The organism is Faecalibacterium sp. I3-3-89, from assembly GCF_023347275.1.
Classification (GTDB): domain Bacteria; phylum Bacillota; class Clostridia; order Oscillospirales; family Ruminococcaceae; genus Faecalibacterium; species Faecalibacterium butyricigenerans.
Genome location: NZ_CP094468.1, coordinates 415,215 through 433,298, shown reverse-complemented (window position 1 = coordinate 433,298; position 18,084 = coordinate 415,215). Strand labels below are relative to the sequence as shown.

At 59.0% G+C, this 18,084-nt stretch carries 11 protein-coding genes, 1 tRNA gene and 3 rRNA genes; 1 reads left to right on the top strand and 14 read right to left on the bottom strand.

The annotated features are described in order from the left end of the window. Nucleotides 1-165: 165 nt before the first annotated feature. The 5 genes from MTP38_RS02045 to MTP38_RS02025 all read right to left on the bottom strand — a co-directional run bounded on the left by MTP38_RS02045 (nt 166) and on the right by MTP38_RS02025 (nt 3,970). Nucleotides 166-241, bottom strand: a tRNA-Thr gene (locus tag MTP38_RS02045). Nucleotides 242-389: 148 nt separating this feature from the next. Next, complete coding sequence (locus tag MTP38_RS02040) at nt 390-1,775, bottom strand: RNA polymerase sigma factor (protein ID WP_227620882.1); 1,386 nt, start codon at nt 1,773-1,775, stop codon at nt 390-392. A gap of 73 nt (nt 1,776-1,848) precedes the next feature. Continuing rightward, on the bottom strand, nt 1,849-2,775 hold the full coding sequence (gene ymfI, locus MTP38_RS02035) for an elongation factor P 5-aminopentanone reductase (protein ID WP_330221122.1): 927 nt from the start codon (nt 2,773-2,775) through the stop codon (nt 1,849-1,851). Nucleotides 2,776-3,035: 260 nt separating this feature from the next. After that, nucleotides 3,036-3,524: a nucleoside deaminase gene (locus MTP38_RS02030; RefSeq protein ID WP_249234093.1), complete on the bottom strand. Its 489-nt coding sequence runs from the start codon at nt 3,522-3,524 to the stop codon at nt 3,036-3,038. Further along, the gene (locus MTP38_RS02025) at nt 3,521-3,970 is read right to left on the bottom strand and encodes a CPBP family intramembrane glutamic endopeptidase (protein ID WP_249234092.1); all 450 of its coding nucleotides are present in this window, start codon (nt 3,968-3,970) and stop codon (nt 3,521-3,523) included. The genes MTP38_RS02030 and MTP38_RS02025 overlap by 4 nt, the downstream gene beginning before the upstream one ends. Nucleotides 3,971-4,166: 196 nt before the next feature. Here MTP38_RS02025 and MTP38_RS02020 point away from each other — a divergent pair, with 196 nt between their 5' ends. Next, nucleotides 4,167-5,024, top strand: a complete 858-nt coding sequence (locus tag MTP38_RS02020; protein ID WP_249234091.1) for a DegV family protein — start codon at nt 4,167-4,169, stop codon at nt 5,022-5,024. A gap of 54 nt (nt 5,025-5,078) precedes the next feature. Here MTP38_RS02020 and MTP38_RS02015 read toward each other — a convergent pair whose 3' ends face one another. The 9 genes from MTP38_RS02015 to MTP38_RS01975 all read right to left on the bottom strand — a co-directional run bounded on the left by MTP38_RS02015 (nt 5,079) and on the right by MTP38_RS01975 (nt 17,963). After that, complete coding sequence (locus MTP38_RS02015) at nt 5,079-5,849, bottom strand: TSUP family transporter (RefSeq protein ID WP_249234090.1); 771 nt, start codon at nt 5,847-5,849, stop codon at nt 5,079-5,081. A gap of 40 nt (nt 5,850-5,889) precedes the next feature. Next, nucleotides 5,890-6,738 carry a serine hydrolase gene (locus tag MTP38_RS02010; protein WP_249234089.1) on the bottom strand — a complete coding sequence of 283 codons (849 nt, stop codon included), beginning with the start codon at nt 6,736-6,738 and terminating at the stop codon, nt 5,890-5,892. Nucleotides 6,739-6,839: 101 nt separating this feature from the next. Next, a complete protein-coding gene (locus MTP38_RS02005) occupies nt 6,840-7,841 on the bottom strand; it encodes a dipeptidase (RefSeq protein ID WP_249234088.1) in 1,002 nt (333 codons plus the stop codon). Beyond that, nucleotides 7,816-8,064 carry a hypothetical protein gene (locus MTP38_RS02000; RefSeq protein ID WP_249234087.1) on the bottom strand — a complete coding sequence of 83 codons (249 nt, stop codon included), beginning with the start codon at nt 8,062-8,064 and terminating at the stop codon, nt 7,816-7,818. The genes MTP38_RS02005 and MTP38_RS02000 overlap by 26 nt, the downstream gene beginning before the upstream one ends. A gap of 486 nt (nt 8,065-8,550) precedes the next feature. Continuing rightward, on the bottom strand, nt 8,551-9,546 hold the full coding sequence (locus MTP38_RS01995; protein WP_249234086.1) for a C40 family peptidase: 996 nt from the start codon (nt 9,544-9,546) through the stop codon (nt 8,551-8,553). Further along, nucleotides 9,543-12,887, bottom strand: coding sequence for a DEAD/DEAH box helicase (locus MTP38_RS01990; protein ID WP_249234085.1), 3,345 nt, complete (start codon nt 12,885-12,887; stop codon nt 9,543-9,545). The genes MTP38_RS01995 and MTP38_RS01990 overlap by 4 nt, the downstream gene beginning before the upstream one ends. 215 nt (nt 12,888-13,102) lie before the next feature. Further along, nucleotides 13,103-13,219, bottom strand: a 5S ribosomal RNA gene (rrf, locus tag MTP38_RS01985). Nucleotides 13,220-13,344: 125 nt separating this feature from the next. Continuing rightward, nucleotides 13,345-16,179: ribosomal RNA gene (locus MTP38_RS01980) — 23S ribosomal RNA — on the bottom strand. A 273-nt stretch (nt 16,180-16,452) separates the two neighbouring features. Further along, nucleotides 16,453-17,963: ribosomal RNA gene (locus tag MTP38_RS01975) — 16S ribosomal RNA — on the bottom strand. The 16S, 23S and 5S rRNA genes sit together here, the layout of an rRNA operon. Nucleotides 17,964-18,084 lie beyond the last annotated feature (121 nt).

Genomic DNA, 18,084 nt, shown 5'->3' with positions numbered 1-18,084 from the left:
CTCCCCTTGTAGGGGAGCCTCTGGCGAAAAGGACAAGCCCCACGGTATGCCAAAGCCTCCCCTCGGTAGGGGAGGTGGCATCGCGCAGCGATGACGGAGAGGTTTAACCCTTTACCCGCAAAATAAAAACACCCCAAAACCTTCCGGCTTTGAGGTGTCTTGAGCTGGAGCTGCTATCCAGATTCGAACTGGAGACCTCATCCTTACCAAGGATGCGCTCTACCAACTGAGCTATAGCAGCACAATCACAGCTCAATTATGATACCATAAACTCTGCCGCATTGCAAGAGGTTTTTGCAAAAAATCTGTCTTTTTTCGCATTTTCCCGCCCGGGCATCAAAAAACGGCTGCCGTTTTCCACGGCAGCCGTTCGTATGGTTGAAAACCGATCACTCGATGAGGCCGTTCAGCAGGGCAAGGCACTTGCGGCTGTGCAGCTTGCGGATGGCCTTTGCCTCGATCTGGCGGACACGCTCACGGGTGACGCCGAAATCGCGGCCCACCTCTTCCAGCGTGCGGGGACGGCCATCGTCCAGACCGAAGCGGAGACGGATGACCTTCTCTTCACGAGGGGTCAGGCTCTTGAGGGCCTGATTGATCTGCTGGGCCACCATGGCGCGGTCTGCGGCCTTGCCGGGAGCCTCGGCGTTCTCGTCGGCGACGAAATCGCCCAGAGAGGAATCCTCCTCCTCGCCCACGGGGCTTTCAAGGCTGGCAGGCTCCTGCGCCATCCGCTGGATCTCGCGGACGCGCTCGACGCTCATATCCATTGCCTTTGCCAGCTCCTCCGGGGTCGGCTCGTGGCCGTTCTGGTAGACCAGCTGGTTGGTGGCCTGACGCATCCGGTTGATGGTCTCCACCATATGCACCGGGATGCGGATGGTGCGGGCCTGATCGGCGATGGCGCGGGTGATGGCCTGACGGATCCACCACGTTGCGTAGGTGGAGAAACGGAAGCCGCGGTCGCAGTCGAACTTCTCCGCCGCCTTGATCAGGCCGATGTTGCCCTCTTGGATCAGGTCGAGGAAGGCCAGATTGTGGCCGACGTGCTTCTTGGCAATGGAGACCACCAGACGGAGGTTCGCTTCGCTCAGGCTGCGGCGGGCGTTCAGGCCGTCGCGGCGGATCTTCAGCAGCTCCTGACGGCGCTCCTCGGTCAGGGGACCGTTCTCCACAGCCTCCATGGCCTCTTCTTCCGCAGCCTTCTCCTCGGCGTCCTCGCTGGACTTCTCATTGCCCTCTTCGTCGATGTCCTCGGTGTAGCTGCGGCTGTTCTCGTCCTCCTCGAAGGAGAAGCGGGCGCTGTTCTTCTTGATGTACTCCGGCGCACCGTACTTCTGACGGTCCGCCTGCAGGATATGGGCAGCCTCGGCACCGGAGTGGATGCGCTTGCTCAGGTCCACTTCCTGCTCTGCGCTCAGCAGCGGGATCTGGCCGATCTGCTTGAGGTAGTTCTTGACCGGGTCGTCCAGCAGCTCATCCATCGCGGCCTTCAGGTCGGCGGGGTTCTCCTCGGCGGCCTCTTCCTCGTCTTCCATGCCCAGACCCAGCTCGTCACTGTTGTTCTCGGCGTTCTCCACCTCGGCAATGATGCTGTCCACGTCCAGATTCACATCGGCGTCGGCCTCATCCTCGATGATCTTGATGCCGCGCTCTTCAAGGAGCGTATAGAGCGTTTCCACATCCATCCTGCACTGTGCGGCCAACGTCTTGGCCTCCTGTGCCGACAGGGTGCCCTCGCCTTTCGTCAACAGTTCCTTCAAAGTCATGCCCATTTCGCTCTCTCCTTCTCACCACGGGAAAACCTCCCCGCAGGTGAACTTGTCTCATAGTTTCGGCCCTGCTGCATCAGATCACAAGGCCTCCGTTGACGCCAAACACCTGTCCGGTGATGTAGCCGGCGTCCTCTCCGGCGAGGTACAGCAGAAGCTTTGCCACCTCTTCGGCGGTGCCGAGACGCCCCACCGGGGTCTCCTCGGCCAGTGCCGCTTTGTCCTCAGCAGTGAACGAGGCCATCATATCGGTGTCGATGACGCCGGGGGCCACACAGTTCACGGTGATGCCGCTGGGACCTTCTTCTTTTGCCAGAGCCTTGGTCAGGCCGATGAGGCCCGCCTTGGCGGCGGAATAATGCACCTCGCAGCTGCCGCCGGTCTGGCCCCACATACTGCTCACGGTGAGGATACGGCCCGCCTTGCGGCGGATCATCCCGGGCAGGGCCAGCTGGCAGAGGTTGAACGCACCGGTCAGGTTGACGTTCAGCATCCGCTGCCACTCCTCCGGCGTGATGTCGGTGAACAGCTTCTGCTGGGCGATGCCCGCGTTGCTCACCAGCACATCCAGATGGCCCAGCGCCTGCTCGGCGGCGCGGAAGGCCAGCTCACAGCTGGCCCGGCTGGCCACGTCACACTGGACGGCCAGCACGCCCGGCAGCTCTTTCTCCAGCGCTGCCGCCGCCTCGGCGTTGGTGTGGTAGAACACCGCCACCCGGTAGCCTGCCGCGTAGAATGCACGGGCCGCAGCGGCGCCGATGCCCCGGTCGCCGCCCGAGATGAGGACGGTGCGGCCGTTCGCCGCCGGGGCAGCGGGCTGCGGCAGTCCCACAGGCTCCGGTTCTGGTTCCGGCGCAGCGCTGGCCGGAATTTCCCTCGTTTCCTGCGCCAGCGGTGCGGCCTCGGCCGCTTCCTCCCGCTCGGGCAGAGTCGGCCTGCGCTGTTCCTTCTTCGGCCCGGCGTCTGCCAAGTCGAACGTCAGCTCAAATTCGTCGTTGTACAAGAGTCAAACCCTCCTGTCCACTATTTTCGGCCATGAAAACCCCTTCGTGTCAGGGCGTCACGGCGGGAAAGGAAACAGTCCCCCCACCCCGCCGGAGCTGCGCTCTGCTCACTTTTTCCGGTCTAGTCCGGTCCTGTGGCGCGCCCGGTGGCGTTTGTGTGGTTTCGACAAGTTTCCATTGAATAATATAGCACAATCGGGCGAAAAAAGAAAGTGGGCACCGGCGATTTTTTCACGCAGTTCCCACTTTTTTCACAGATTCAGGGGGTCACGGGCGGTTTCCAGCGGGGCTTTGCGGCCCGCTGGGCCCGCAGTGAGACGAAAAACGCCTGCAAAAGCTGTTGCGCCTCGTCGGCCCGCAGCCCTTTTTCGATGACAGGGTGATGGTTGAAGGGCTGGGCGAAGAGGTCGGTCACAGAGCCGCAGCAGCCCGCCTTGACGTCGGCTGCGCCGTACACCACCCGCTTGATGCGGCTGTTGATGATGGCCCCGCTGCACATGGGGCAGGGTTCCAGCGTGACGAACAATTCGCACTGCCACAGCCGCCAGCCTCCCAGCTTTTTGCAGGCCGCGTCGATGGCCAGCAGCTCCGCGTGGTGGAGGGCGTTCTTTTCGGTCTCCCGGGTGTTGTGGGCGGCGGCGATGATCTCGCCATCCTTTGCCACCACAGCGCCCACCGGCACCTCGCCCAGCGCGGCGGCTTTCCGGGCCTCGTCCAGCGCAGCCCCCATCAGCTCAAAGTCGGTCATCCCATTCCCCTTTCCGCCAGCCGTGCGGCAAACACGAGGCAGTTGTTTATCATATGAAGTGCGCAGCCGGGCCATACGCTCCGGGCTTTCCGGGCCGCCCAGCCGAAGATAAGGCCCATGCCCAGCGCATAGGCCCGGGCCGTCCAGCTGCCGTGCAGGCCCGCAAAGAGCAGCGCCTGCACCACGACAGCCGTCCTGCCGCCCAGCGGCTGCAAAAGATAGAGTGCACCGCCCCGGAAGGCCAGCTCCTCCGCCAGCGGGGTCACAAGGCAGATGCGCAGCGCCGCCCACCCGAGGGCCGCGCCCTCGGGCAGAGCGCTCTGTTCCTCCGGGAAGAACAGCTGCGCCCCCGCTGCCAGCAGCGCCCAGAGCACCGCCGCCTCCGTCAGGACCCGGCACTGGGCGGCGAGAGACGGCTTTTCGGTCTTCTTTTTCGGTCTTTCCACGGTGCACCCTCCTGTCGGCGGACATTGTACCATACTACCGTCCTGTTTTGCAAGCAGTTTTTTCGCTCATTCGAAGAAATTTTGCTCAAAAGATTGACATACTATCCAACCTTCTGGTATACTTTGTACGACTTTTTATGAATTTATCGTCTTCCGATAAATACGACTGAACCGCACCCATGGAGGTACCAACCACATGATACGCATTCTTACCGATTCTGCATCCGACATCCTGCCCGCTGAGGCTGCAACGCTGGGCGTGGATGTCATCCCCCTCAACGTCACCCTCGAGGACGGCACCGTCATCCGGGACGGCGTGGACCTGACCCCCAGCGAATATTACGCACACATGGCCGCCTGCAAGAAGCTGCCCACCACCAGCCAGCCCAGCCCTGAGCTGTTCGAGAAGTTCTACGCCGAGGCCGCAGCAGCCGGGGACGAGGTCGTGGGCATCTTCCTGTCCCATGAGCTTTCCGGCACCTACCAGTGCGCCAAGCTGGCCGCAGACCTTGCCAACGTGGACAACGTCGTCTTCGTGGACAGCACGAATGTCTGCCTCGGCGAAGCCCTGCTGGTGCGTCTGGCCGTCCAGCTGCGGGACATCGGCAAGTCCGCCGTCCAGATCGCAGCCACCCTTGAGCACGCCAAGGAGCATCTGCACCTCGTCGCCGCCATCGACGACCTGAAATACCTGCGCAAGGGCGGCCGTCTGCCGGCCGCCGTAGCCGTGGCGGGTGGGATGCTGGGCATCAAGCCCCTCATCACCCTCAAGGAGGGCAAGGTGGCGATGGCTGGCAAGGCCCGCGGCCTGCCCGGCGCTTATGTCGCCCTCTTCAAGAAGATCGAAGAACTGGGCGGCATCAACCCCCGCTTCGACTCTCTGGCCGGTTACACCGTCAGCACCCGCGAGGTGGCTCCCATCCAGACCTATCTGGTCGATAATCTCGGCCTTCCCGAGCCGCTGGTGCGCCAGATCGGCTGCGTCATCGGCACCCACGCAGGCCCCGGTGCCTTTGGTCTGGCTTTCTTTGACAACGGGCTTATCATCGACTAAAGATCCACAGAAAAAGGCTGCCGTGCATCCGCACAGCAGCCTTTTTTGTTTTGTTTACAGCATATCCGTGACCAGCTTGCCCAGCAGGAGCACCAACACCACGAGCATCATGGGGCGGATGAACTTTGCGCCCTTGGTCAGGGCGAAGTGGGAGCCGATGATGTTGCCGACGATGCCGCTGATGGCGCAGGGGATGCCCACCGTAAAGACCACCAGACCGCTGCTCAGATAGGTGAAGAGGCTGGCGTAGTTGCTGGCAAGGTTCAGCACCTTGGCGTTGCCGTTGGCGGTGCGCAGGTCGAAGCGCATCAGGCTGGTAAAGGCAATGATGGCAAAGGTTCCCGTGCCCGGGCCAAATATGCCGTCGTACAGGCCGATGCCAAGGCCAATGCCCAGCGCCAGCAGGGTCTTTTTCAGGTCTATGGTGCCGTCGTCCCGGTTCTCATCCGGGAGGTTGCGCCGCCACAGGATAACGACCGCCGCGATGGGCAGGATGATGAACATCATCGCCTGCAGCACCTCATCGCTGAGCATCAGGACGATGTGCGCCCCCAGTGCGCTTCCCACAAAACTGCCGACGGCGGCGAGGACGCCCACCTTGACATTCATCGCGCCATTCCGGAAGAAGCTGGCGGTGGCGAAGGTGGTGCCGCAGGCGGCGCTGAACTTGTTGGTGGCGTAAGTATAGTGGGGCGGCAGACCCGCAAAGAGATAGGCCGGCAGGCTGATGAGTCCGCCGCCGCCTGCTGCCGAATCGACAAAGCCCGCAAAGCCGGTCATAAGCACCAGAAACGCCATCATCGGCAGGCTGATTTGAATACCCATTGTTATAATTTCCTTTAATATTCCTATTTTCGATTGATCTTTACTTGTAAAGCTCACCCTCGCAGGCCAGGACCTGGTCGAGGATCATCCGGGACACCCGTGCACCGTAAACCATCGAGGGGTGGTCGTTGTACTCGATGATGTCGTGGAAGTCCTTATTCATCAGGACGATGACATACTCGCCGTAGGGGGTGTGGACGATGCCGCCGTCGTTGCGGCAGGCGTTCATGCTGCCGCTCTTGCTGGCCACCCAGATCAGCTCCGGCTCACCGGTCTCCTCACAGTCGAGGTAGAACTGGGGGAAATCGTGGGTGAGCATGGTGTTGTAGTGCTGCTGACGGAAGATGGCCAGCATCTCGGCGCTGGCCTCGGCGCTGACGAGCGTGCCCTTCGCCACCTGCGCGAAGAGGGAGGCATAATCCCGGGGCGTCGTGGTGCCGAGGTCGGCGTAGAGGTCAAAGTGAAGGGGGTTGTGCAGGACGGTGTGGGCAAAGCCCATCTCCCGGATGCAGGCGTTGATGACATCCAGCCCCAGATAGTCGATGACCATGTTGGTGGCGATGTTGTCCGAGCAGATGATCATCATGGTAGCGGCGTCCTTGACCTTCAGGCTCGCGCCCACCCCCAGTGCCCGCAGCATCCCCGAGCCATCCACGAAGTGCTCCGGCTTGTAGGTGATCTTTTCCTCGAGGCTGGCTTTGCCCCGGCTGGCCTGCAGATACAGGGTCGCGAGGATGTACGCCTTGATGGTGGAAGCCGTCTCGAACTCCTCGTCGGCCCCGATCTCCACCGTGTGGCCGTGCAGGTCGTCCACAAAGACGCTCATCTTCCCCTGATAGGAGTAAAGCTCCGCCGCAATGCGCTTTTCCAGCGTCATGTTTTTATCCATATCGGAATCTCCTTATTCTTCTCTACTTAGCGTTGTCACGTCCTGTCGAAACCGCGCCGTACTTTTCAGTATACCGCAGTACAGCGGGAAAGTCCACTCTCTCAGAGATTCTCTTCGAAGAACCGGCGGGCGTTGCGGTAGAAGATGTCCTCTACCTCATCCTCGGTGAAGCCCTCGCGGCGGAGGGCCTCCGCCAGCAGCGGGAGCTTCGAGCAGTCGTCCATCTCCAGCTTTCCGCCAATGCCGTCGAAGTCGCTGCCCAGACCAATGATGCCGATGCCGCCCACCTGCTTGAAATGGGCCGCGTGCTTTGCCATCAGGGCCGTGGTGCTGCGGCAGAGCTTTTCTTCCGGCTGGTGGTCGAGGAAGCCGCTGCAGTAGTTGAGGCCCACAAGGCCGCCCTTATCGGCCAGTGCGCGGATCATCTCGTCGGTGAGATTGCGGCAGTGGGGCGCGAGGGCGCGGCAGTTGGAGTGGCTGGCCGCAAAGGGGCGGGTGGAGTGCTCGACAATGTCCCAGAAGCCCTTGTCGGACAGGTGGCTCACGTCCGCAATGAGATGCAGCCGCTCCATCTCGGCGAGGAACTCGAAGCCCTTCTCCTTCAGGCCCGTCTCGGTGTTAGGGGCACAGGGCCAGATGTCGCCGCCCCCGCCGGGCACGACGTTGGGGCTGGCAAGCTCATTCTCGTGGTTCCACGTCAGGGTCATCATCCGGACGCCCAGCTCGTACAGCCGGCGCAGCACGCCGAGGCTGCCCTTGCAGCAGCCGCCCTCTTCGATGGTGAGCATTCCGCTGATCCTGCCCTCGGCGGCGTTTTTGCGGATGTCGGAGGGGCGATACACCGGCGCGATCTCCTCCGGGTATTTTTCCATGATGCGCTTGAAGACGTCGATCTCTTCCAGCGCCGTCACCAGCGGGTCGGCACCGGGGGTCTTATCGCCCAGATTGACGAAGGCGGCAAAGCATTGGAGCATATAGTCGCCTTTTTTCAGCTTCTGCAGGTCGATGTGCAGATCGTTCTGCGCAAAGCTCTTGGGTGCGCCCGCCTTTTCGGCGTAGCGCAGCTCGCTTAAAGTGTCACAATGTAAATCGAAGACTTTCATTTTGGTTCTCCTTTGTTAAAGGGAAGGTGATGCTTCCGTTAAGCTTATTTTTTTTATAAACGGCTTCGCGCGCCTGTGCGCGGGGCAAAGCTCTGTTGCAGTAGGGCCGTTTTTTAAGCAGGTTCTCGCGCTGGTGGCGCGGGGCAAAGCTCTGTTGCAGTAGGTCTTGGTTCTCTTTAGGTTGGATTGCGCGCTGGTGGCGCGGGTTAAATCGCTTTTGCATGAGGGCTAATGTTCTCTTTTGCGTGCCAAAAGAGAACCAGAAAAGCACCAGCGATTTCGACGCGCTGGATTCACGAGAAAGGGGCTGCTCGCCCCTTTCAGACCCCAAAGGAGTTGTCGAAGCACAAAAATGCTAGCCGCTTCGCTAAACGCATTTTTTGTACTTCTCCGGTTTACGGCTCCGCCGATGGCGTTACGTTTTCGCAGAACTTTACGTTCTGCAAGGGCGTAAAGTCTGCTGCAAAGCAGCAAATAGGAGAAACGAGAAAAAAGCGTTAAGCGCAGCGGCTAGCTTTTTTCCGTTTCGACTTCCTCTTTGGAATTGTTAAGGGCGAGCAGCCCTTAACTCGTTGCGGGGAGAGTGGAGTCCAGAGGTAGGGAGGGGGGAGTCGAAACACCCCTCCCTGCCTCTGGCCCGCGCGGAGCGCAAGCCATTTGACCGAAAGAAAAAACTTAATCCGCGCTACCAGCGCGCGAAACGTCGTTTTCAGAAAACGCTCCCCACCGCATATAAGCTCTTGACCAGATCGTCTCGATACAGCGGGTCCTCCGGCTCAAGGCTGTTGATGACCACCCCGCCGCTGACTGCGGCTCCGGTGGAGTGGATGTATCTCCCTTCCCCAAGATAGAGGGCCACATGGCCCGGGAAGAAGAGGGCGTCGCCGGGCTTCTTGTCTTCGAACGCCACCTCATGCATCGGCCAACCCTCGACGATCTTGGCGTCCCGGTAGATGAGGACGCCGCACTGCATATAGGCACTGCTGACGAGTCCTGAGCAATCAATGCCCCGGCCCGACTTTCCGCCCCAGCGGTACTCGGTGCCCCTATACTTCTTCGCCTGTGCACAGACTGCAGCCCGGAAGGCATCCTCGCTGCCGCCGTACCAGCGGGCCACGGCGTCGGGCACCAGCCGCTCGGCCGTCGTGGTCAGCGCCTCAGCCAGTGCGTCGTTGAAGGCCAACCCCTCTCTCTGGGAGAACACCGCCGTCATCTCGTACCGCACCGGCTCCAGTGCCACATCCCGGACGTAGCCCGTCCGGCCATCGGTCAGCAGGACCTTTGCCCAGCCCTTGTGGGCCTCGGCCTCTTCAGCGGTCTCGTGCTGGCGGCGGAGGACGCCGCCCCGCTCCAGCTCCAGCATCCGCACCCCCTGCACCTTCGGCAGGCTGAGGACGTCCGTGGCCCGGCCCACGAGAACGAGGTCTGCCCCCAGATACTCCCACAGCTCCTCCTCTCGGACGAACTGCAGCTCCCGCCGGTCCACATAGCCGCGATAGCCGTAAAAGCTGACCACCTCGGCCACATCCGGCGGCAGCAGGACGCCGGCGGCGGTCACGCCGCCGGGCGCAGTCCGCACCTGACAGGCCTGCCCGTACAGACCCTCGTCCCCGATGGTGGAGACAAACCCTGCCTCGCCCTCTTTGATGGTCTGGGGCAGGTCGTAAATGGTGCCCACCGGCACCGAAAACAATGCGTATTTCATCCTTCGCTCCCTTCCAGCAGCCGCAGCAGCTCGTCCGGCCGCATCGAGAGGATGGCACCATCGGCGGTGCCGGTCACGGTGTCGGCCAGCGACTGCTTGGCCTGCTGCAATTCCACGATCTTTTCTTCGATGGTGTCCTGTGCAATGAGTTTATACACCTGCACCGGGTTCTGCTGTCCGATGCGGTAGGCGCGGTCGGTGGCCTGATTCTGCGCGGCCACATTCCACCACGGGTCGTAGTGGATGACGATGTCCGCCGCCGTCAGGTTGAGGCCCGTGCCGCCCGCCCGCAGCGAGATGAGAAAGACGCTCACCTCGCCGCCGTTGAACCTCCGGACAAGCTCCGCCCGGACCGGCTTCGGCGTCGAGCCTTGGAGGGTAAAGTGGCTGATGCCCTCGGCATCCAGACGCTTTGCCAGCAGCTCCAGCATGGAGGTGAACTGGCTGAACAGCAGGATGCGGTGGCCGCCCTCCACGGCGCCGGAGATCAGCTCCACGCAGGCATCCAGCTTGGCGCTGCCGCCCTCCCAGTTGTCCGCGATAAGGCGCGGGTCGCAGCAGATCTCCCGCAGCCGCATGAGGACAGCGAACACCGCCATCTTGTCCTCCGGCTTTGCGGCGCGCAGCTTCTCCCTGGCGTCCACCACCGCAGCCAGATAGAGCTTCCGCTGCTCTTCTTCCAGCTCGATGCGGTAGACGTTCTCGGTCTTGGGGGGCAGCTCCTTCAGCACATCCGCTTTCATCCGGCGGAGGATGAAGGGGCCGGTCAGCTGGTTGAGCCGCCGGACGGCCGTCTGATCCTCCTCCTGCACGATGGGCTTCTCGAACCGGCTGCAAAAGCTTTTATAGGGCGGCAGATAGCCCGGCATCAGGAAGGAGAAGATGCTCCAAAGCTCGCCAAGCCGGTTTTCCACCGGCGTGCCGGTGAGGGCGAACCGCACCCGGCTGCGGACCTTGCAGACGGCCTTATATTTCTGGGTGGTGTGGTTCTTGATGGCCTGCGCCTCATCGAGGATGCAGGCGTAGAACTCCTGCCCCTCGTAAAGAGCCTCATCCCGGCGCAGCAGGTCGTAGCTCGTCACCACGAGGTCGGCGGCGGGCCAGCTCTCAGCCAGCGCAGCCCGGTGGGCTGCGTCGCCGTCCACCACCACGCAGGTCAGCTCCGGCGTGAACTTCCGGCACTCCTCGGCCCAGTTCAGCACCAGCGAGGCCGGGCAGACGATGAGGCTGGGCAGCAGCCCTTTGCTCTCAGTCTGGCCGCTCTGCTTCATCGCCAGCAGGTAGCTCAGCACCTGCACCGTCTTGCCCAGACCCATATCATCGGCGAGGACGCCGCCCATCCCGTAGCTGTCCAGCGTCCGCAGCCAGCGGTAGCCGTCCCGCTGGTACTTGCGCAGGGTCTTTTGCAGCGAGGCAGGCGGGGCATACTCGCTGTCCTTGACCGCGTGGAAGCTCCGGCTGATCCGCCGGAAGGCGTCGTCCCGGTCGAACCGCACGCCGGTCTGGCCCGAGAGCGCCCAGTCTAGGCTGGGCGCACGGTAAAGGGGCAGCCGGGCGTGGTTCTGGCCCAGCTTTGCGCCGGAAAGCTCCAGCGTCTCGTTCAGCTCGTCCAACACTTCCAGCGAGTCGTCCAGCCGCAGCAGGCGGCCATCCCGCAGGCGGTGGTAGCGCTTTTTCTGGTGGAGCGACTTCAGCAGGGCCTTCAGCTCGCTCACCGGGAACTCGCCGGTGTCCACCTCCAGATCCAGCACGCTGCCCTGCACCGACACGCTCACCGAGATCTTCGGCGGCGCAGCCTGTAGGTCGCGGAATGCATCGCTGAGATAGACCTCACCTTCTGCCAGCAGGGCCGGCACGCCCTCTTCAAGGAAGGTGACAAGGGTATCCTCGTCGTCCGTGCCGTACTCCGCGGGGCTGGTATCGGTCTGTTGGGGCAGATAGGTCTGAAGCATCCGCCCCGCCCGCCGCTCTGCCCGGGCGTCCCGCAGCAGATCCGCCGGAGCCGCAAAAGGCGTCACCTTATCCTCCCCGTACAAAAACTCCGGGTGGGCGCGGATGACCCCCATGTGGGGCGCATCCAGATAGAACTGCACCACCGGCTCGAGGGGGATCTGATTCAGCAGAAGCCGGTCGGGGTCCTCGATGGTAAGCTTTCGGCCCAGTTCCGGCAGCACAAAGCTGCAGAAGGATACCGCGTCCTTGCTGGTGAAGAAAAGCCCGCTGCCGCAGAGCGCATTCAGCGCGGGCAGCAGCCGGGCCGCATCGGCCCGTTCCAGCTTCCAGATGGTGTCCTCGTTATAAAGATAGCTGTAGTCGAGGCCTTGCAGAGTGTGCAGGCTTGGTTCCACCACGATGTGCACGCCGCCCCGCTTCTTCTCGACCTTCAGGGTCAGCGGGGGCAGGCCCTTGCGCAGCTCATAGCCGCCCACCTCGCCTCGCGGCTCGTACAGGGCCGCCAGCGCGTCCAGCAGCTCACCCGACAGCGGCACACTTCCAGCGGGGCCATTTGCGATGCTGCGGGTGGGACGGCCTGTGGCCGCCTCCACGCTCTTCACGGTGTCCTGCTGACGGCGCAGCAGGGTCAGGATCCTCTGCGCTTCGGGGGTAAAGGCACTCCATCGGTGGACGAAGGCCAGCGTTTTGCCGTAGCTGACGCTCCGCTCTTTCTCGATAGCCGTCAGCAGTTCCGGGATGCTTTTTACGACATACTGCCGCCCGCCGTCCGAAATGCGGAGGCGCAGCAGCGGCGGCTGTCCGGAGTAGTCCAGAATGAGTTCGGGTTCCAGCTCCGCGAATCCTCTCTGCTGGCTGTCCGAGGCCGTCAGGCTCTCCACCTCGGCCAGTGCGTCTTCCTGATAGGCCCGGAGAAGCTCCTGCGCCTGCAGATCTGACACCGGCTCGTCGCCCCGCCATTTCCTGCCGAACAGCATCTCAAGTCCAGAGGCATAGCTGTCCTTCCGGGCTGCGGCTTCCTTGGCAAATTCCGTCCCCCGCTGCACGCCCGGAATATCCAGCGCCCTGCGTTTTTCTGGCTTCGGCGCAGCTTTTTCTTCCGGTTCGGCTGCATCCTTCAGCAGCAGCGCACCGATGTGCTTGCAGCAGGGGCCTTCGCCGTTTTCATTGAAAGGGCAGGTGCAGCTCGCGCTGACAAAGCTTCCGTTCTGACGCAGCCATGCCTGTGTACGGTAGATATTCCGGCCGCTGCCCCGCACGTCGGCGCTCAGATGACGCACGCCGTTCTCCGCCGTCTCACATTCCATCCCCTGCACCCGGTTTTCGTATGCCTTGGCCCGCGCATAGATCGTGCTGCCCAGCAGATAGCGGATCTCTTCTCTGTCCATGCCTCTGCCCTCCCTCTCCCAAGCGTTCTATTGGTTAAGCATACCGCACCCGCAGGCCAGATGCAAGAGCTTTGGACGAAAAAAGTCCCGCACGCTCTCGGTAAAACGTGCGGGATGCTTTTACAGATTTCAGCACCGGGTCTGCTCCGCATTCCGCGAACCCTTTGCTGAGCAAAAAGAAAACCGCCCTGAGAACCCTCAGAGCGGCATATTCAAGTCGGCGACTACCTATTTTCACAAGCCGTTTCCAGCTAACTATCTTGGGCACGAGTGAGCTTAACTGCTGTGTTCGGAATGGGAACAGGTGGAACCTCACCGTCATCGTCACCGACCATATAACTGACACAGTATATCACATTTCTGTGTATCTGTCCAGTATTTTTAGAAGGACGTGCCTTCAAAACTGAATAATCACTGCTTACATTTTTTCGTTGACTCTAAGAGTCTCAAGCGAATTGTGGTCAAGCCCTCGACCTATTAGTACACGCTTGCTGAATGGATCGCTCCACTTACACATCGTGCCTATCGACCTTGTAGTCTTCAAGGAGTCTTACTTGTTTAAAACAATGGGATATCTTATCTTTGGGTCGGCTTCACGCTTAGATGCTTTCAGCGTTTATCCGATCCGTACGTAGTTGCCCAGCTATGCTCCTGGCGGAACAACTGGTGCGCCAGAGGTACGTCCGTCCCGGTCCTCTCGTACTAGGGACAGCTCCCATCAAATATCCTGCGCCCACGACAGATAGGGACCGAACTGTCTCACGACGTTCTGAACCCAGCTCGCGTACCGCTTTAATTGGCGAACAGCCAAACCCTTGGGACCGAATACAGCCCCAGGATGCGATGAGCCGACATCGAGGTGCCAAACCTCCCCGTCGATGTGGACTCTTGGGGGAGATCAGCCTGTTATCCCCAGGGTAACTTTTATCCGTTGAGCGATGGCATTTCCACTCACATACCACCGGATCACTAACTCCAACTTTCGTTACTGCTCGACCCGTCAGTCTCGCAGTTAGGCTCGCTTCTGCGTTTGCACTCTTTTGCTTGATTTCCGTTCAAGCTGAGCGAACCTTTGAACGCCTCCGTTACTTTTTAGGAGGCGACCGCCCCAGTCAAACTGCCCACCTAACAATGTCCCCCGACTCGATTCAGAGCCGCAGGTTAGAATTCCAATATCGCAAGGATGGTATCCCAACGGCCACTCCGCAGAAGCCAAAGCTCCTGTTTCCCTGTGTCCCATCTATCCTGTGCATGCAACATCGAAACCCAATATTAGGCTACAGTAAAGCTCCATGGGGTCTTTCCGTCTTGTCGCGGGTAACCGGCATCTTCACCGGTACTACAATTTCGCCGGGCGGGCTGTTGAGACAGTGCCCAAATCATTACGCCTTTCATGCGGGTCAGAACTTACCTGACAAGGAATTTCGCTACCTTAGGACCGTTATAGTTACGGCCGCCGTTCACTGGGGCTTCGATTCAATGCTTGCACATCTCCTCTTAACCTTCCAGCACCGGGCAGGCGTCAGCTCGTATACGTCATCTTTCGATTTAGCACAAACCTGTGTTTTTGGTAAACAGTTGCTTGGGCCGATTCTCTGCGGCTCCATCTCTGGAGCACCCCTTCTCCCGAAGTTACGGGGTCAATTTGCCGAGTTCCTTAACAACCCTTCTCCCGTTGGCCTTAGAATCTTCTTCCTACCTACCTGTGTCGGTTTGCGGTACGGGCACCTCAGAAATACACACAGCTTTTCTCGCCATCTTCCATCCCAGACTTCGGTACTAACTTCCCTCGATCTCTACCGGAACCAACACCCGGCTCTGAGACTTCAAATGTGTCCCTGTGCTTAACTCTTTTGGTGGTGACGGAATCTCTACCGTCTGTGCATCGGCTACGCCTTCCGGCCTCACCTTAGCTCCCGACTAACTTGGAGCGGACGAACCTTCCTCCAAAAACCTGAGGCTTTCGGCCATGCAGATTCTCACTGCATTCGCGCTACTCATTCCGGCATTCTCACTTCTATACACTCCACAGCCGCTTACGCTACTGTTTCTCCGCGTATACAACGCTCCCCTACCCAATCCATTACTGGATTGCCTAAGCTTCGGTGTCAGGTTTAGCCCCGTTAAATTCTCCGCGCAAAGACGCTCGACCAGTGAGCTATTACGCACTCTTTGAATGAGTGGCTGCTTCTGAGCCAACATCCTGGTTGTCTGCGTATCTTCACATCGTTTTCCACTTAACCTGACTTTGGGACCTTAGCTGTAGATCTGGGCTGTTTCCCTTTTGACAATGACATTTATCTGACACTGTCTGACTCCCAAGCATCAATACTCTGGCATTCTGAGTTTGATAAGCTTCGCTAACCTCTCGGCCGCTAGGCTATTCAGTGCTTTACCTCCAGGTATCTAACTTGAGGCTAGTCCTAAAACTATTTCGGGGAGAACCAGCTATCTCCGGGTTCGATTGGAATTTCTCCGCTACCCACAGTTCATCCGCCGCCTTTTCAACGGAGGTCGGTTCGGTCCTCCATGGAATTTTACTTCCACTTCAACCTGACCATGGGTAGGTCACCCGGTTTCGGGCCCATTATATGCAACTTAACGCCCTTTTCAAACTCGCTTTCGCTTCGGCTCCAGACCTTAAGTCCTTAACCTTGCTGCATACAATCGCTCGCCGGACCGTTCTACAAAAAGTACCCTATCACACATTGACGCGCTCTAGGTGCTTGTAGGCACAGGGTTTCAGGTTCTTTTTCACTCCCCTCCCGGGGTGCTTTTCACCTTTCCTTCACAGTACTATACGCTATCGGTCACTGGGTAGTATTTAGGGTTGGAGGGTGGTCCCCCCATCTTCCGACCAGGTTTCACGTGTCTGGCCGTACTCTGGAATCTGCGCAGCTCTCTCCGTTTTCACCTACGTGGTTCTCACACTCTCTGACCGGCCTTCCCATGCCGTTCGGTTAACAGATTGAGTCCTAAAAGCAGTCCGTACCCCGGAAGTATTTCTACTCCCGGTTTGCCCTCTTCCGCGTTCGCTCGCCACTACTTACGGAATCTCGTTTGATGTCTCTTCCTCGCCCTACTTAGATGTTTCAGTTCAGGCGGTTCCCCCGATGCACCTATTTTGAATTTCAGTGCAACGTACTCAGGTATGAACCTGAGTGAGTTTCCTCATTCAGAAATCTCCGGATCAATGCTTATTTGCAGCTCCCCGAAGCTTATCGCAGCTTATCACGTCTTTCATCGGCTCCCAGTGCCAAGGCATTCGCCCTGCGCCCTTGTTCGCTTGACCATATCAAACTATTCTCTCTCGAGAATGGCTTGTATCCTCTTGATTCTCTCTTGCCAACGAAGATTATTGTTACCCTTCCTTTTGAAATTGTAATATTTCTTAAAAAGAACTTACTATAATCTTTGTTTCGCAGTTATTATTCAGTTTTCAAGGTACGTCTTTGAGTTCCCTTTTCAGGGCCCTCAAAATCGAACAATATCTAATCAACTTGTCTCTATCACCTGTTCCAAGAACAAACCATCTTCGATGTTTCGTTCTTGCCTGACTCCTTAGAAAGGAGGTGATCCAGCCGCAGGTTCTCCTACGGCTACCTTGTTACGACTTCACCCCAATCACCAGTTTTACCTTCGGCGGCGTCCTCCTTGCGGTTAGACTACCGACTTCGGGTCCCCCCGGCTCTCATGGTGTGACGGGCGGTGTGTACAAGGCCCGGGAACGTATTCACCGTGGCATGCTGATCCACGATTACTAGCAATTCCGACTTCGTGCAGGCGAGTTGCAGCCTGCAGTCCGAACTGGGACGTTGTTTCTGAGTTTTGCTCCACCTCGCGGTCTTGCTTCTCTTTGTTTAACGCCATTGTAGTACGTGTGTAGCCCAAGTCATAAAGGGCATGATGATTTGACGTCATCCCCACCTTCCTCCGTTTTGTCAACGGCAGTCTGGCCAGAGTCCTCTTGCGTAGTAACTGACCATAAGGGTTGCGCTCGTTGCGGGACTTAACCCAACATCTCACGACACGAGCTGACGACAACCATGCACCACCTGTCTCCTTGCTCCGAAGAGAAAACATATTTCTATGTTCGTCAAGGGATGTCAAGACTTGGTAAGGTTCTTCGCGTTGCGTCGAATTAAACCACATACTCCACTGCTTGTGCGGGCCCCCGTCAATTCCTTTGAGTTTCAACCTTGCGGTCGTACTCCCCAGGTGGATTACTTATTGTGTTAACTGCGGCACTGAAGGGGTCAATCCTCCAACACCTAGTAATCATCGTTTACGGTGTGGACTACCAGGGTATCTAATCCTGTTTGCTACCCACACTTTCGAGCCTCAGCGTCAGTTGGTGCCCAGTAGGCCGCCTTCGCCACTGGTGTTCCTCCCGATATCTACGCATTCCACCGCTACACCGGGAATTCCGCCTACCTCTGCACTACTCAAGAAAAACAGTTTTGAAAGCAGTTTATGGGTTGAGCCCATAGATTTCACTTCCAACTTGTCTTCCCGCCTGCGCTCCCTTTACACCCAGTAATTCCGGACAACGCTTGTGACCTACGTTTTACCGCGGCTGCTGGCACGTAGTTAGCCGTCACTTCCTTGTTGAGTACCGTCATTATCTTCCTCAACAACAGGAGTTTACAATCCGAAGACCTTCTTCCTCCACGCGGCGTCGCTGCATCAGGGTTTCCCCCATTGTGCAATATTCCCCACTGCTGCCTCCCGTAGGAGTCTGGGCCGTGTCTCAGTCCCAATGTGGCCGTTCAACCTCTCAGTCCGGCTACCGATCGTCGCCTTGGTGGGCCGTTACCTCACCAACTAGCTAATCGGACGCGAGGCCATCTCAAAGCGGATTGCTCCTTTTCCCTCAGGTCGATGCCGACCCGTGGGCTTATGCGGTATTAGCAGTCGTTTCCAACTGTTGTCCCCCTCTTTGAGGCAGGTTCCTCACGCGTTACTCACCCGTTCGCCACTCGATCGAAGAAGCAAGCTCCTTCTCTCTCGTTCGACTTGCATGTGTTAGGCGCGCCGCCAGCGTTCGTCCTGAGCCAGGATCAAACTCTTTATTAAATGATATTTATCACTTAAAAAGTGTTAAATCTCTCTTCGCTCAGCACGCAATCGCTTGCGTCCTGTGTGAATTACTTTGTTTGGAATTGTTTAACGTGTTTTTCCAACACGAAAATAGGTT